A 15,175-nucleotide genomic window follows, 5' to 3' on the forward strand; every position below is an offset into this window, starting at 1 on the left:
CCAGATTCAATACTTCAAAAGCCTGGAAAACTTACAGAATCTGAATTTGAAACTATGAAAAAACATACAACTGTAGGAAATGAAATACTTAATTTTAGTAATGATATATTTATACTAGATACCTTTAAATATGCAAGAGATATAGCTTATTACCACCATGAAAAGTGGGGTGGATTTGGTTATCCTAAAGGCTTAAAAGGTGATGAAATCCCTTTAGTTGCAAGACTTATGGCTGTAGTAGATGTTTATGATGCCTTAGTTAGTAAGCGCTGCTATAAAGATTCAGTATCTCACGATGAGGTTATGAAATATATATTTAAAAATGAAAATAATCAATTTGATCCTAGTATTTTAGTAGTACTAGATAAGATCCACCTCGATTTTAAAGAGATATCAATTAAATTTGCAGACTAATTACTATAAAAAGAAAAGCAAGTGAAAAAATCACTTGCTTTTCTTTTTGGTTGTTCTTAATATATCATAATCTTAAAGAATTTAACTCTTTAAATATTTGTTTGGCGGCGCTTACTCCTCTACATAAAACTAGGATATTATTATTGCTTGCAACAGTTCCTGCAATCCTTCTATCCCCTAGTCTATCTATAAGTTCTCCAACTACATCAGCCATACCACTTAAAGTATTAACTGATATAAAGTACTCTTGTACAAATATGCTCACAACAGCATCTTTAAAGATTTTTTGACATCTCTTAGTCACATCTTCATCTGTTACAATTATGTATTTATGTTCTTTATTTTCAAGGCTCTTTCTAACTATGTTCATTTCGCGTAAATCTCTTGATAAAGTGGCTTGTGTTATATTTATGCCACGAGACCTTAATTCTATTACTAGTTCATCTTGTTTGCCTATACATTTGTTTTCTATTATATCTAATATTGCTTCTCTTCTTAAAGATTTATTTGAATTTCCCATAAATTCTCTCCTTTATCCCATAGCTTTGCTTTATATGTGCTAGCTCACTAAAAACCCATATCGTGAGCTAGCACTAAATAATTTATCTAACTATTTTAGTTCCTGATTCACCAGTTAAAGCGCCTTTTGCTTTGCTTAGTGATGCTATAATAGCCATTTTATTATCTCCACTTAAAACAAACTTTTTACAAGCTTCTACTTTAGGAAGCATGCTTCCAGGAGCAAATTGTCCTTCTTCTATATATTTATCAACTTCTTCTAAGTTTATAACTTCTAAAGCTTTTTGATCTGGTTTGTTGAAGTTTACACAAACTCTATCTACTGCAGTTAATACAAGTAATGCATCTGCGTCTAAAATTTCTGCAAGCTTTTCAGCTGCGAAATCTTTATCTATAACAGCTGGAACTCCAATTAAACTATCTCCTTCTTCTATTACAGGGATTCCACCGCCACCGCAAGCGATTACAACGAATCCGTTATCAACCATAGTTTTTATAGCATCTTTTTCTACTATATCTATAGGTTTTGGTGAAGCTACTACCCTTCTGTATCCTCTACCTGCATCTTCTTTCATTACATAGTGCTTTTCTTTTTCTAGGTTTTCTGCTTCTTCTTTAGAGTAGAATGAACCTATTGGTTTTGTAGGATTTTTAAATCCTGCATCATTTTTATCAACAACTACTTGAGTCACTATAGTATCTGCTGATTTTTTAATTCCTCTTTTTATAAGCTCTTCTCTAATAGAATTTTGAAGATGATATCCTATATACCCTTGTGAAAATGCACCAACTACATCAAATGGGAATAATGGATTACTTTTATCTGTTTGGTGTGCTAACTCTACGCTAGCTAAGATTTGTCCAACTTGTGGTCCATTACCATGAACTATAGAAACTTGATGACCTGCTTCTATTAAATCAACTACTGATACAGCAGTTTCCTTACAAGTTTGTAATTGTCCTTCTGCACTTTTATCTTTTGAATCTCTTTGTAATGCGTTTCCGCCTAAAGCTAATACTATTTTCATTAGCGTTTCCTCCTTTATATTTCTCACCTTTTATATTAATTTCTTATTTTAAATTGTTATTGTACCATTTGCTAATAATACTATAGCAATAATCGCAACTACTACAATTACAATAGCTATACCTTTTTCTTTTCCAACAAAAACTTTTGCGTTTGGATCTTTTGCATTTTGTTTTTTACCGATGTAGAAGAATATGATACCTACTGCATATAATATGAAGCAAAGTAGTAAGTATTTTAATCCTGCTGCATAGCATAACCAAATTGCATAGATTGTTGCTATCCAACCGCATATTTTGTCTCTAGTTCTTCCTTGTGGATTTTTATCATAAGTTTCACCTGATAAAGCAAGTTTTAATCCATACATAGCACTTAATAAATATGGAACTAGTATCGCTGTACTTGCAACTGAGTATAGTGCTTGATAAGTACTACTAGCTACTAGTGTAAGTATTAAGAATACCTGTACTAAAAGGTTAGTTATGATTAATGAACCGCTTGGTGTTCCTTTTTTATTTACTTTTGCAAATACTTTAGGTAAAACACCATCTTTTGCTGCAACATATGGAATTTCTGCTGCAAGTAATGACCATCCTAGTAATGATCCGAATAATGAAATAATTAATCCTGCATTTATTAAAACTGCTCCCCATTTACCAACTGCAAATTCTAATACGTATGCCATTGATGGATTATCTAATCCAGCAAGTTTTACTCTGTCCATTACTCCAAGTGCCATAAGAGATATTAACATATAAATTAATAATGTTCCTATAAGTCCTACAACTGTTGCTTTACCAACATCACTTTGTTTTTTAGCTCTTCCTGAAACAACTACAGCACCTTCAATACCTATAAAGCACCATAATGTTACTAGCATTGTACTCTTAGCTTGTTCTAAAATACTTCCTAAGTCTGGTGTACCCCAGAAATCAAAAGTAAATTTGTCAAAGTTAAAAGCAAATAATGCAACTACTATAAATACTAAAATTGGAACTAATTTAGCTACAGTAGTTATAAGGTTTACAAGAGCTGCTCCACTTACACCATTTAAAATTAATAATGTAAATAACCATACTAAAATTGATGCACCTATAATTGCTGCTGTATTGTTACCTTCTCCAAATACTGGAGCGAAATATCCTATTGCACCAAATAATAATACCGAATAAGATACGTTTCCTATCCAAGCACTTAACCAATAACCCCATGCTGAGTTAAAACCTATGTATTCACCAAAACCGGCTTTAGCATAACTATATACACCACCTGTAAGTTCTGGTTTTCTGTTTGCTAATGATTGATATACAAATGCTAATGCAATCATACCAATACCTGTTATAATCCACCCAATGATTACTGCTCCTGTACCTGCTCCTCTAGCCATATCTGATGGTAAGTTAAATGCTCCTCCACCGATCATTGACCCAACTATTAAAGCTGCTAATTGAGCAAAACCTAAATTTCTTTCTTCTCCGCTGTGTTCTGACATCTCAATCACTCCCTTTTATCTTAGTTAAAAAATGGTTTTTTATCAATAATTTTTTCATTTTTTTAGTTGTAACTAATGATAAATTTAATTTATACTCTTTCTTTTTGGTAAATGTATACATCTAAAGAATTAAATAAGGGGAAAACTCATATTAAATTTAGAGAGTTTAACCTTGAGCCTTCCCCTTAAATGATTTTTATTATTTTAAAAATCTATTATTTACCAGCAGTAGCAACCATTACAGCTTTGATTGTGTGCATTCTATTTTCAGCTTCATCAAATACTACTGAGTTTTTGCTTCTGAAAACTTCATCTTCAACTTCTCTAATATCAAGACCTAATCTATTCATCATATCTTTGCATACTTCAGTATCTTCATCATGGTATGATGGTAAGCAGTGCATGAATAAAGTTTTGCTGTTTCCAGTTTTATTCATCATTTCTTTAGTTACTTTGTATGGAGTTAATAATTTAACTCTTTCAGGATATAAGCTTTCATCTTCTCCCATTGATACCCAGATATCAGTGTAGATTACGTCTGCACCTTTAACTGCTTCATCAACGTTATCAGTAAATTCAATTATAGCTCCTGTTCTCTTTGAGTATTCTTGCATTTCTTTCATGATTTCTTCGTCTGGTTCTAAGCTTTTTGGTCCAAGTGCTACGAAGTGCATTCCCATTTTAGCTGCACCATACATTAATGCATAACTCATATTATTTCTTGTATCACCTGTGAATACTAATTTGATATCACTAAGTGGTTTGTGTGCATGTTCTTCTATTGTTAAGAAGTCAGCTAATATTTGAGTTGGATGGTCTGCATCTGTTAATCCATTCCATACAGGAACTCCTGCATATTTTGCAAGTTCTTCAACTGTTGATTGTGCATATCCTCTAAATTCAATACCGTCATACATTCTTCCTAGAACTTTTGCAGTATCTTCTATAGATTCTTTTTTACCCATTTGTGAGTTAGTTAAGAATGTTACGTGAGCTCCTTCTTCAGCTGCTCCACATTCAAAAGCACATCTTGTTCTAGTTGAAGTTTTTTCAAATAATAGAACTACATTTTTACCTTTTAAACTATCACCTAAGATACCTGCTCTTTTTTTAGATTTTAAATCGTGTGAAAGATCTAATAAATATCTTATCTCCTCTGGTGTGAAATCCTTTAATGTTAAGAAACTTCTTCCTTTTAAATTTACTGCCATTTTTAATTCCTCCTACTGGTTAAATAATTTTACGATACATTTTTGCTATTTTTTGAAAGTTAATTTACATATTACTTATGGTTTTCTTATATTTATGTTATTTAATTTAAAATTATATTTCTTCTCTTACTAGAGGCATAGACATACATCTTGGGCCCCCTCTACCTCTTGATAATTCTGATGATGGAATTACGTGAAGTTTGATTCCTTGTTTTTCTAATATTCCGTTAGTTACGTAGTTTCTTGAGTAAACTACAACTTCACCTGGCGCTATTGCAAGAGTGTTTGAACCATCGTTCCATTGTTCTCTAGCTGCGATGATTTCATCTCCGCCACCACATTTTATTAATGTGATTTCTCTTCCAAGGTATTTAGTTAATATGTTTTCTAAAGTATCTACTTCTTTAGTAGTTATTATTTCACCTTCGTTTTTAGGGTCTTTAGTTAATGCAAATACATTTAAAGGTCCTACGATTCCTGGGTGAACAGTGAACTTATCAAAGTCAACTTGAGTAAATACTGTATCTAAGTGCATAAATGCTCTTGTTGATGGTATTTGGAAAGCTAATACTGTTTTAAATGTAGTATCTGGATTATTTAATAATCTCTTAGCTAACTTTTCAACTGAAGCTGAGTCAGTTCTTTGTGAAATACCAACTGCTAAAGTTTCTTTAGAAAGTATTAATTCATCTCCACCTTCTATTGAAGTACTTTCATCTCTGTTAAACCAGAATGGAACTTCTTTATCTTTGAATCTTGGATGATTTCCGAAGATATATTTAGCAAAGATTGTTTCTCTATTTCTAGTTTCTGTTCTCATGTGGTTTAATGTAATACCGTGTCCAATTGTTGCAAATGGATCTCTTGTAAAATAAAGATTTGGCATTGGATCACATACGAATGGGTATGTATTATTTACTTGATCGTATAATGATTCTCTTTGGTAATCTTTGATTTCTTCTTTTCTTACCCCTGCCATCATTTTGTCGATCATTTCTTTATCTTCGAAGCTGTTGAAGTATTTAGTAAGTGCACCCTTTAAACTTTCACTTTCTACTCCAGCTTCATCTATGAATTCACTTATGAATTGTTCTTTTACTTTAGGATCAGTCGCAACAGCTTCAGCTGCTAAAACTTCTAAGTAAAGCACTTCTACTCCAGCATCTCTTAAAGTTTGTGCAAAAGCATCATGTTCTTCTCTTGCTACCTTTAAGTATGGAATGTCATCAAATAATAATCTGTCTAATAAGTCTGGTGTAAGATTTTCTATTTCTTCACCAGGTCTGTGTAATAGAACTGTTTTTAATCTTCCTATTTCAGAAGTTACGTTTAACGCTCTGTTCTCTTTCATAATTCTTCCCTCCACTTTTATCCTAGCTTTGTTTGTTGTAGGTGGTTTGTCCTCCCTACACCTATGTTATACACCCTCTAAAAAACGATTACAAACCAATATTTGTAAATTAATGAATAGGATTTTTCACTTTTATTCATAATAGAATAATATTATGTAAAAAGCTTTTATTGATATTTGCTTTCATATATGGATATAACTAGGAATACCTATATTTTGTATAAATTGAATATAAATTGTATAAAACTAGAATAAAGTTTTTATAATTATTTTTTAAAAATCTTTTATTCATTTTGGTTTTTGAGATTGTGTTAACAAAGTTTAAATTGAAGCCTTTTTTAGTTTCAATTTCTTAATACTTTATATATTCTATACCTTTATATTACCCATTTATTTAAAAATACATTATTTAAAAATAAAAAAAACTGAGTTATTTTTATTAATAACTCAGTTTCTATATTATAATTATAAATTATCTTCTGCCAATTGATGTTTGAACAGCTGATTGTAATTGTGATATAAAATCATCTACTGTCTTTATTCCACCTGTTACGAAGGCATCATACTTCTCTTGTACTGCTTTTCTTGCTGATTGAGCATTATTAACAGCTGGAGTATAGTATGAATATTCTAATGACTCTTCTGCAACTGGGTATAAAGTTCCGTATAAAGATTTTTTATCTGCCATAGCAGCTTTAACAATCTTAGTATCTGCTGAAGATCTTCTAACTGGTAAGTATCCAGTTTCTACAGCGAATTTTGCACTGTTTTCTTTGTTAGTTATGAATTTTATAAATTCATATGCTGCATATTTTTGTTCTGGAGTTGTGTTATTTGTTACAAATACAGAAGCTCCTTGTTGTATAACAGCTTTTTTCTTTCCTTCAAATACAGGAACTTGTACTACACCGATATCGAATTTACCATTAGTTTTAATGTGAGATGCACCTGCTGTTGATCCTTGATACATTAAAATCTTTTGGTTTGAGAATGATGGAGATAAGAATTTATCTTCACCTGGTATTCTAAACGCACCAGATTCATTCTCTTTTTTAAAGTAATCCATAAATGTTTTAACCCAATCGTTATCAACGTTTATAGTACCGTTTAATTCAACGAAATCTTTACCATCCATCTTTAATGATGAAATAAATGCATTTGAACTACTATCGAATCCAAATCCTGCGATTCCTAATTTATCGTGTGCTTTTTTAGCTATTTCAGCTAATTTATCGAATGTTAAGTTTTCTAGATCTTTCATTGAGTATCCAAGCTTTTCTAAAAGAGTTTTGTTTACATAAACAACCTCTGTAGACTTACTTAAAGGCATACCGTATTGTTTTCCATCCCATTGTTTAACTTCGTCAGTAAATGAAGGTATGAAATCTTTTTCGATTTCTTCTTTCATTCCAACTTTAGGATCGTTAATGTAGTCTGATAAATCAAATAACTTACCTTGGTCTATTAAACCTGTAGCTAAATCTGGATACACGTTTATTATAGCTGGTAATGAATCTGATTGTGATGCTGTAACAACTTTCTTGTTTAAGTCTTGGATTCCTCCTTGACTTACTGCTTTAACAGTAATTTCTTTACCGTTAGTTTTGTTGAACTCGTCTACAAGTCCATCAAATACTTCTTGTTGCTTACCTGTCATGTAGTGCCACATTTCTATTGTAACTGGTTTATTAATCTCAGTTACAAGAGCTTCTTTAGGCTTGTCATTTGCATCTTTGCTCCCACATCCAACAAAAATAGATGCTGTCATAGCAGTTAAAACTGCTAATGCTAGAAACTTCTTTTTCATCTTCTTGTTCCCCCTGAACTTTTATTGTATTTGTGTTTTTTATTATAAAAATTTTATAATCTTAACCTTTAACTCCACCTACTGAAATACCATTTATTATTTTCTTGTGTAAGAATACATAAATTATTACTATAGGCATTGTTATTATTGTTGATGCTGCCATTAATAACTCATATTGGCTTCCTGCTTCTGATTGGAACGCTGTAAGTCCATTTGCAAGAACCCTCATATTTTCGTTATTAGTAACAAGTAATGGCCATAGGAATGCATTCCATGAGTTTATACCAACTAAAATACAAATTGTAATTATAGCAGGTTTTGCTATTGGAACTGCGATTTTCCATAAGAATTTCCAATCTGATGCTCCATCTATCTTTGCTGAATAGTAAAGTTGATGAGGTATCTTTAAGAAGAATTCTCTTAGCATATAAATATATAAAACGTTAGCCATATAAGGCACAAATAACGCTTGATAAGAATCTATCCAACCAAGTTCTGAAATAGTTCTAAAGTTTGTTACTATTAAAACTTCTCCAGGTATCATCATTGAAGCTAAGAAAAGTGAGAATATTAAATCTCTTCCCTTAAATTCAAGATGTGAAAATGCAAATGCAGATAATATTGCAACTATTACAGTACTTACTATACTAAGTGCAGTTACTATAATTGTATTTATAAAGTATCTACCAAATGGCGCCATGCTAAATGCTGTTTCAAAGTTACTCCACATTGCTTTATGTGGAACCATTGTTGGAGGTGTTTGAATAACCTCAAATCCTGATTTTAATGCTGATGCTATCATCCAATAAAATGGGAATAATGTTACAACTGCAAATATAGTTAAAAATATATACTTAAATGCAGCTTTATAATTATTTTTCTTTATCATCTTAAGCTTCCCCTTCCTAATAGTGTACTTTGTTACGTGCAATAGTTCTTTGAACTAATGTAACTGTAAGTATGATTATTAGTAATACTACTGATGCAGCAAACGCTAGCGGGAAGTCTTGGTCTCCGTAGAATCTATCGATTATGTACTGAACAACTGTTGAAACTGCCCCGTTTAAATCTCTTCCACCAAAAAGAACATATACTTCTGTATAAACCTTGAAGGCTGCAATTAAGCTGATAATGTAAGTATAAAGTATCATAGGTGATACTAATCTTACTGTAATTTTTCTAAATATAGTGCTATCAGAAGCTTGGTCTATTTTAGCTGCTTGATAGTATTGTGGGTTTATAGTAGCTATACCAGTTGTTAATATTAAAGTGTTAAAGGCAAGTGATTTCCAGACAGCAAATATAATAAGTGCTGGCATTGCCCATTTTGGATCACTTAACCACTGTATAGGGTCTACTCCAAAAAATCCAAGTAAGTGGTTTATAATACCGTACTCACCATTAAATAACCATGACCAAACTACACCTATTGCAACTAATGAAGTTACATAAGGTAAGAAATAAACACTTTGGAATATTCCTCTAACTCTTTCGTTTTTAATATTTACTAATGAATTAGCTAATACAAGTGAAAGTGTTACTGATATAAGTGGTACTATAGCTGCATATACTACAGTATTTAATAATGCTCTTAAAAATCTTGTATCCTTGAATAACGCTTCGTATGTTCCAAATCCAAATACGAACCCTTGTGATTTAGTTTCATCAAAACTAAATATTAAAGTGTTTATTATAGGATATAAAACGAAGATCCCAAGAATAATTATAGCTGGTAGTAAGTATACATATCCTTTAACATTCTTAAGCTTCTTTAACATTTCTTAATGAACGCCTCACTTTCAGAATCAAATACATAGCTCTTACCTTTTTTAGGCATGATTGAAAGTTTTTGACCTTCTTCTGCCTCGAAGTCTTTTTGAACTAACATCTTATAAGTCTTATCGCCATGTTCTAATGTTAATAGTATTTCTCTTCCTAATATCTCTACCGCTTTTACTGTTGTTTCTAGTCCGTTTTCTGAAGGTTCTAAATCCTCAGCTCTAACCCCTAAATCTATAACAGTTTTATCTTCTGGTAATCCATCTATTTCTACTGAACCTATCATACCTTTACCATTTTTAACTTCAACACTTATAAAGTTCATTTCTGGACTTCCTATAAATGAAGCAGCAAACTTAGTTTTTGGGTTCATGTACATTTCTTTTGGTCCTGAGATTTGTTCTATTCTTCCGTAGTTCATAAGAATAACTTCATCTGAAATACTTAAAGCTTCTTCTTGGTCATGTGTAACGAAGATAGCTGTAACTCCAGTTTCTTTTTGTATTCTTCTTATCTCTTGTCTAGTTTCAACTCTTAGTTTTGTATCTAAGTTTGAAAGTGGCTCATCTAATAAAAGAATTTCTGGTTTTTTAGCTAATGCTCTAGCTATTGCAACCCTTTGTTGTTGCCCTCCTGATAATTGAGCTGGTTTTCTGTCTAGTAGTTGATCGATTTTTACTATTTTAGCAACTTCTACAACTCTCTCTTCTGCCTTCTTCTTGTCCCACTTTAAATTATCTAAAGGGAATTTTATGTTTTCTCTAACTGTCATGTGTGGATATAGAGCATAGTTTTGGAAAACTAAGCCAATACCTAGTTCTTGTGGTTCTAAGCCAGTAACGTCTCTATCTCCAAAAATAATTTTCCCACTCTTAGGCTTGTGGATTCCTGAAATAGTGAAAAGTGTAGTCGATTTCCCTGAACCCGATGGTCCTAGTAAAGAAACTAACTTTCCTTTTGGGATATTAACAGTTACATTATCGATAGCTTTAAAGTCACCGAACTGTACTACTAAATTTTCTAGTCTTATTCCCATATATAACGCCTCCTTGGTTTTTTTAAACAACATATTGTGTCTTTATGTAGTCTTTTAAACATTCAATATACATTTTAATGTAACAAAATATACACTGTCAATGAATTTATAGGTTATTATGAGGTTTTTTCTTAATTGTTCATAATTTATCGTAAATTTATCCTATATTCCATTAATTTGTCAACAATCAAGGCATATTTATGGAAATTAATCAATATTTCTCAATTTATTTAAATTAAACATCAATTTAATACCATTTTCTCTAAATAATTAGTTATTTTTTGATTTTATGTAGACCTTTTTGAACTTATACATTATTCTATAAACGAAGGTGGTGTTTGCTAAATGAACAATTTAATTAGCGATTTAGAGATTGATTTAATAAACATAAACATCTTAGATATAGATGAAGAACTTTTAATAAAACTTAAAGAAAAAGATAAAATTACAAAGGATAAATTTTACTTTTATTTGTTAGATAGAATTATAGAAGCTGAAAATTCTAAAGATACAGAAAAAATTTCTTATAGTTACTATTTAATGAGTTATTACTTGTTTTTAATTTATACTCCGTTTTTATACGAGGAGTTATCATATAAATATGCATATAGAGCTTATACTTTATCTGAAGATTTCAAATATAAAGAGTGGATGTTATTTTTTACTACTATAGAAAAGAAACTTTTAGATTCTGATCTCTCTTTAAAAATTGCAAATGAGATTTTAAATGATCATCCTACACACCAAATTGCAAATATGGTTATGTTAATGAACTAATTGTTTTTATTTTGTAATTTCTTAAGACAAAAAGGAGTATAAACTTAAAGAATAAGGAGGTGTATCGGGATTTGAAGAAAATTCTAACTACAATCTCTATGGTATTTGGCGTATTATTTTTAGTCAGTTGCTCTTTAGTCTCTCCTTCTAGTACTAGTGATAAGAGTTCTAATGAGAGTCTTGAAACTGATGAATACAAGTTCAAAAGTAGTAATGCTTATCTTGCAGCTCTAGCTATAGATGCAGCTTGGGACCTTGATAAAGACCTAAATAAAAATCTACAGTATGTAAGTATAGATACTGACACATTTATGGATTTTTCAAAAGATGACACTGCTGAACTTTTTAATTATATCAGTAAAAAATATAATGTTACTCCACTTGATATGAATATGGATGAACTTGAAGAAGCTGGATACGTAAAAGACGGTGAATTTGTAAACGGCATAGTTTATGATGTTTCAAGCTATAAGGAATACTCTAAAAATTCAGTTTCCTTTAGAGGCCGAAAGAGGCGTTCTAATCTCGGGGCAATAGGCTTTACATTTGAAGCTATAAAGGTTAAAGAAAAATGGGTTGTTATAAAATCCTCAGTAAATTGGGTTTATTAAAAAGACGCTAGAAATTTCTAGCGTCTTTTTAAATTATATTTTGATTTCATTTTCTAGTTTTTCTATATAATCTTTAATTCGTTTAAGTTTAGTTTCTTCTTTTTTTGCACTATTTATTGAATTTATATACTTTTTCTTCATTGAAAATGATAGGCTATTAAAAAATTCTTTTGCTTTATCATTTTTATTTAGTGCTTCTTCAAACTCCTTTGGAATTTCAATAACTCTCTCTTCTAAATCTTCTTCTATTTCTACGTTTATTGTATCGCCAAAAGTTTTACTTAACTTTTCCCTTATTTCTTTAGTTATGCCTATCATAAAGCAAGGCATTCCCATTTTGACTATAGACCCTCTATATTCTATTCCATCAAACTTAGCTTTTACTTTAACACGTTTCTTTTTATATACAGCTTCTACGTCAAAGGGGATTTCTATATAAGAAGCGTTCTTTCCTTCTACTTTTATTATCTGCGCTTTAAATTCCTTTTTCATTTTTATAAGTCTCCTTAAATCAAATTTCCACCCTATCTTTACCAAGAGTTTTTGCCTTATAAAGTAATTTATCTGCAAATTTTATCCCTGTTTCTAAATCTATATTTTTTATTTCTTTTACACCAGCTGAAAACGTAAATACTACTCCTCTATCATCCGGGTTAAGCTTTAATTTAGTTCTAATATTATCTAGTATTTTTTTTGCTTCAATTCTATCTTTAGAGATAAATGCAATTACAAATTCCTCTCCTCCATACCTGTAGATAATCTCATCTTTTGAAACTGAATCTTTTAATACTTTTCCAAGTTTTCTTAAAATATCATCTCCGTAGCTGTGTCCTAAACTATCATTTATATTTTTAAAGTTATCTATATCTAAGATAGCTATAGTTACTTTATTATCTTTTAATTTTTCGTGTATTAATTCTTCTCCGTATCCTCTAGTACAGACTCTAGTTAAATAATCAAAGTTAACTAGCTCTTTAAGAGCTTTTTCACTTTCTTGCTTCTCATTTAAAACTTTTCTAAGCTTTAAAGTTATAACTGCTAAAACTATTATGACTATCACTCCAGAAATTGAAACAAATTCTGCTATTGTAAGCTGCCTATTCATAAGGTTTAAAGTTGATTCATTTAACTCGTCGTTTGCAGTTGCCATCTTCGAAATTATACTATTAACTTCACTATTAGCTTCTGTACTTGCTACTTTGTAGTAAGTTTTGTAAATATTCATTCCATTTATTTTTATATTATTTTCTTCTAAATATGTAATAAGTTCGTATAAAACCTTTTTTTCGTTATAATAATCTTTGCCGTCTTTATGCATTTCTATTGCTTTCTCATAATAGGATATAGCCTTTTTTTTATCTCCCTTTTTTCTATAATAAATAGCTAATCCTACATTTGCATCTGCAACTGATTGATTATCTCCTATTTGCTGATTTAAATATTTAGCTCTTTCTATATCATCTTTTCCTTTTTCAAGGTCTCCTATTTCTAGTTCACAAAGACCAACTTCTAATAGAGAAGCATCTGATATGTTTTGATTATAAGCTTCATCTAACCTTTGATTTATCTCATTATACTTTAAAGCATGCTTATAGGCTTCTTTAAAGTCTTTCTTTTTATAAAAGTATTTCATTTTGCTATATTCAACTTTATAGTCGTCTTTTATATTTAATTTTCCTAATTTATTATAATAAAATTCTGCCTTATCCATTATGTTAAACTCCGTATAAACACATAAATACACTGAATAGGCTAAAGCTTCCGCTCTAATAATCTCATCTTCTGATAACAGATCACTATTTTTATTATTTATAATATTTAATAAATCATTTGCAGCATTAAAGCTATCTGTGAATTTCTCAATAGATAACATAGACCAAGATAGATATTCTAATTCTTTGGCTTTAAAATACTCACCACATTTTACTTTACTATATTCTAAAAGTGCGTTATTTGAAGCTTCTTTCATCTTTTCGTATTCATTTTTAGCTGAATAAATTTGCACAAGCGAGCTATAATATACACCCTTTTTGTAGGGGTCAGTTTCTTCTTCTAATGAACTTTTATATCTCTTTTCATAACCTTCTAAATCATTAAAGACTTTATTCCCAACTTGTACTCTATAATTATAAGCTTCATCTACTGCTCTTTTATCAACTGTTTTTTTAGTTAATAAAATGGCTAATAAAACCGTAACTATTATAACAAGTATCCCTATTAACACCTTTTTTATCTTCATATTTATCTCCATATTATTTTTAATATAAAAAGCCTTAACTATAAAAGTTAAGGCTAAAGCTCCTCTTTATAAAGTGCAGCTGGCTGACATAGTTTATAAACCTTAGTCCCTATAGTTTTGCGTAAATAAGATTTCTCTTATTTTGCCTAAATAATTATACTATTAAACGTATAATTATTATTTATTTTAATATATATTAATTTCTTTTTCTATTTAAATTATATACTATATTTAAATTTTATCAAAAATATTAATTATATATTAACTTAAAATCTATTTTTTCATCTTATTTAAAGTGTATAGTTTTATATGATATTTAAAATTTAGGAGACTTTTATGGAAATTTTAAGTGCAATACTTTTTGGGCTTTCATCTAATTTAGATAACTTTATTATTGGAATTTCTTATGAAATAGGAAAAAAGAAAATAACTTTTTTTGATAATCTTTTAATTGCTTTTATTGGAACTTTCGGAACATTTCTTTCAATGGAGGTTGGAAAAATAATTTCTTCGATCTTACCTAATTATATCTCAAACTTTTTAGGAGCTTTTACTATAGTAATTATGGGTGTATATTTTACTATTCAAAGTGTAATCAAGAAAAATTCAGAAGATGCTAAAATAAAAGACCTTAATTTAAAAACTACATTAGTTTTAGCATTTGGCCTTACTTTAAATAATTTAGGAGTAGGTATAGCTGCAAGTGCAACAGGTTTAAATATACCTCTAGTATGTTTTTTAAACTTCATTTTAAGTTTATTGACTATATTTTTAGGTCAAGTTCTTGGAGGAAAAGTTTTTGGAAGACTACTTGGTAAATACGGAGATATAACTTCTGGAATACTTCTTATAGTACTTGGATTAATAGAGATATTTAATTAAAAAATTTAGGGCTTAGTACTAAAATATAGT

Annotated in this window: 15 protein-coding genes and 1 riboswitch; of the genes, 4 read left to right on the forward strand and 11 right to left on the reverse strand. The window is 30.1% G+C overall.

Translation table 11 applies throughout. The annotated features are described in order from the left end of the window. Nucleotides 1-414: HD-GYP domain-containing protein (locus M4I33_RS06585; RefSeq protein WP_257916063.1), on the forward strand; the 414-nt coding region annotated here is incomplete at its 5' end. A gap of 64 nt (nucleotides 415-478) precedes the next feature. Here M4I33_RS06585 and M4I33_RS06590 read toward each other — a convergent pair. The 9 genes from M4I33_RS06590 to M4I33_RS06630 all read right to left on the reverse strand — a co-directional run bounded on the left by M4I33_RS06590 (nucleotide 479) and on the right by M4I33_RS06630 (nucleotide 10,636). Then, nucleotides 479-934, reverse strand: coding sequence for an arginine repressor (locus M4I33_RS06590; RefSeq protein WP_257916064.1), 456 nt, complete (start codon nucleotides 932-934; stop codon nucleotides 479-481). A gap of 82 nt (nucleotides 935-1,016) precedes the next feature. Then, on the reverse strand, nucleotides 1,017-1,961 hold the full coding sequence (gene arcC / locus M4I33_RS06595; protein WP_257916065.1) for a carbamate kinase: 945 nt from the start codon (nucleotides 1,959-1,961) through the stop codon (nucleotides 1,017-1,019). Nucleotides 1,962-2,009: 48 nt separating this feature from the next. Then, nucleotides 2,010-3,452: an arginine-ornithine antiporter gene (gene arcD, locus M4I33_RS06600; protein ID WP_257916066.1), complete on the reverse strand. Its 1,443-nt coding sequence runs from the start codon at nucleotides 3,450-3,452 to the stop codon at nucleotides 2,010-2,012. Between the two features lie 215 nt (nucleotides 3,453-3,667). Continuing rightward, on the reverse strand, nucleotides 3,668-4,663 hold the full coding sequence (gene argF / locus M4I33_RS06605; RefSeq protein ID WP_194191492.1) for an ornithine carbamoyltransferase: 996 nt from the start codon (nucleotides 4,661-4,663) through the stop codon (nucleotides 3,668-3,670). Between the two features lie 112 nt (nucleotides 4,664-4,775). Next, nucleotides 4,776-6,014 carry an arginine deiminase gene (arcA, locus tag M4I33_RS06610; protein WP_257916067.1) on the reverse strand — a complete coding sequence of 413 codons (1,239 nt, stop codon included), beginning with the start codon at nucleotides 6,012-6,014 and terminating at the stop codon, nucleotides 4,776-4,778. A 472-nt stretch (nucleotides 6,015-6,486) separates the two neighbouring features. Next, nucleotides 6,487-7,821, reverse strand: coding sequence for an ABC transporter substrate-binding protein (locus M4I33_RS06615; protein ID WP_257916068.1), 1,335 nt, complete (start codon nucleotides 7,819-7,821; stop codon nucleotides 6,487-6,489). A gap of 61 nt (nucleotides 7,822-7,882) precedes the next feature. After that, a complete protein-coding gene (locus M4I33_RS06620; RefSeq protein ID WP_194191489.1) occupies nucleotides 7,883-8,710 on the reverse strand; it encodes a carbohydrate ABC transporter permease in 828 nt (275 codons plus the stop codon). A gap of 16 nt (nucleotides 8,711-8,726) precedes the next feature. Then, entirely contained in the window at nucleotides 8,727-9,599 is an 873-nt protein-coding gene (locus M4I33_RS06625) for a carbohydrate ABC transporter permease (protein ID WP_257916069.1), read from the reverse strand. Further along, nucleotides 9,593-10,636, reverse strand: a complete 1,044-nt coding sequence (locus M4I33_RS06630; RefSeq protein ID WP_257916070.1) for an ABC transporter ATP-binding protein — start codon at nucleotides 10,634-10,636, stop codon at nucleotides 9,593-9,595. Before M4I33_RS06630 ends, M4I33_RS06625 begins: the two co-directional genes overlap by 7 nt. A 345-nt stretch (nucleotides 10,637-10,981) precedes the next feature. Here M4I33_RS06630 and M4I33_RS06635 point away from each other — a divergent pair, with 345 nt between their 5' ends. Further along, complete coding sequence (locus tag M4I33_RS06635; protein WP_257916071.1) at nucleotides 10,982-11,413, forward strand: hypothetical protein; 432 nt, start codon at nucleotides 10,982-10,984, stop codon at nucleotides 11,411-11,413. 71 nt (nucleotides 11,414-11,484) lie between these two features. Beyond that, on the forward strand, nucleotides 11,485-12,024 hold the full coding sequence (locus M4I33_RS06640; RefSeq protein ID WP_257916072.1) for a hypothetical protein: 540 nt from the start codon (nucleotides 11,485-11,487) through the stop codon (nucleotides 12,022-12,024). 33 nt (nucleotides 12,025-12,057) lie between these two features. Here the strand turns inward: M4I33_RS06640 and M4I33_RS06645 are convergent, their stop codons facing one another. Together M4I33_RS06645 and M4I33_RS06650 are read right to left on the reverse strand one after the other, a co-directional pair. Continuing rightward, the gene (locus M4I33_RS06645; RefSeq protein ID WP_257916073.1) at nucleotides 12,058-12,516 is read right to left on the reverse strand and encodes a YdeI/OmpD-associated family protein; all 459 of its coding nucleotides are present in this window, start codon (nucleotides 12,514-12,516) and stop codon (nucleotides 12,058-12,060) included. A 19-nt stretch (nucleotides 12,517-12,535) separates the two neighbouring features. Then, the gene (locus tag M4I33_RS06650; protein ID WP_257916074.1) at nucleotides 12,536-14,263 is read right to left on the reverse strand and encodes a tetratricopeptide repeat-containing diguanylate cyclase; all 1,728 of its coding nucleotides are present in this window, start codon (nucleotides 14,261-14,263) and stop codon (nucleotides 12,536-12,538) included. A 71-nt stretch (nucleotides 14,264-14,334) separates the two neighbouring features. Then, a riboswitch (cyclic di-GMP riboswitch) is annotated at nucleotides 14,335-14,420 on the reverse strand. Nucleotides 14,421-14,599: 179 nt separating this feature from the next. Between M4I33_RS06650 and M4I33_RS06655 the strand changes: the two genes are divergently transcribed. Further along, a complete protein-coding gene (locus M4I33_RS06655) occupies nucleotides 14,600-15,145 on the forward strand; it encodes a manganese efflux pump (protein ID WP_257916075.1) in 546 nt (181 codons plus the stop codon). Nucleotides 15,146-15,175 lie beyond the last annotated feature (30 nt).

Origin of the sequence: Clostridium sp. LY3-2 (assembly GCF_024705715.1) — a bacterium.
Taxonomy (GTDB): domain Bacteria; phylum Bacillota; class Clostridia; order Clostridiales; family Clostridiaceae; genus Clostridium.

Bases quoted from the DNA above. Each gene is read 5' to 3' on its own strand.
- M4I33_RS06635 (WP_257916071.1), top strand. From the start codon at position 10,982: ATGAACAATTTAATTAGCGATTTAGAGATTGATTTAATAAACATAAAC.
- M4I33_RS06625 (WP_257916069.1), bottom strand. From the start codon at position 9,599: ATGTTAAAGAAGCTTAAGAATGTTAAAGGATATGTATACTTACTACCA.
- argF (WP_194191492.1), bottom strand. From the start codon at position 4,663: ATGGCAGTAAATTTAAAAGGAAGAAGTTTCTTAACATTAAAGGATTTC.
- M4I33_RS06655 (WP_257916075.1), top strand. From the start codon at position 14,600: ATGGAAATTTTAAGTGCAATACTTTTTGGGCTTTCATCTAATTTAGAT.
- arcC (WP_257916065.1), bottom strand. From the start codon at position 1,961: ATGAAAATAGTATTAGCTTTAGGCGGAAACGCATTACAAAGAGATTCA.
- M4I33_RS06590 (WP_257916064.1), bottom strand. From the start codon at position 934: ATGGGAAATTCAAATAAATCTTTAAGAAGAGAAGCAATATTAGATATA.
- arcA (WP_257916067.1), bottom strand. From the start codon at position 6,014: ATGAAAGAGAACAGAGCGTTAAACGTAACTTCTGAAATAGGAAGATTA.
- M4I33_RS06630 (WP_257916070.1), bottom strand. From the start codon at position 10,636: ATGGGAATAAGACTAGAAAATTTAGTAGTACAGTTCGGTGACTTTAAA.
- M4I33_RS06645 (WP_257916073.1), bottom strand. From the start codon at position 12,516: ATGAAAAAGGAATTTAAAGCGCAGATAATAAAAGTAGAAGGAAAGAAC.
- arcD (WP_257916066.1), bottom strand. From the start codon at position 3,452: ATGTCAGAACACAGCGGAGAAGAAAGAAATTTAGGTTTTGCTCAATTA.
- M4I33_RS06620 (WP_194191489.1), bottom strand. From the start codon at position 8,710: ATGATAAAGAAAAATAATTATAAAGCTGCATTTAAGTATATATTTTTA.
- M4I33_RS06615 (WP_257916068.1), bottom strand. From the start codon at position 7,821: ATGAAAAAGAAGTTTCTAGCATTAGCAGTTTTAACTGCTATGACAGCA.
- M4I33_RS06650 (WP_257916074.1), bottom strand. From the start codon at position 14,263: ATGAAGATAAAAAAGGTGTTAATAGGGATACTTGTTATAATAGTTACG.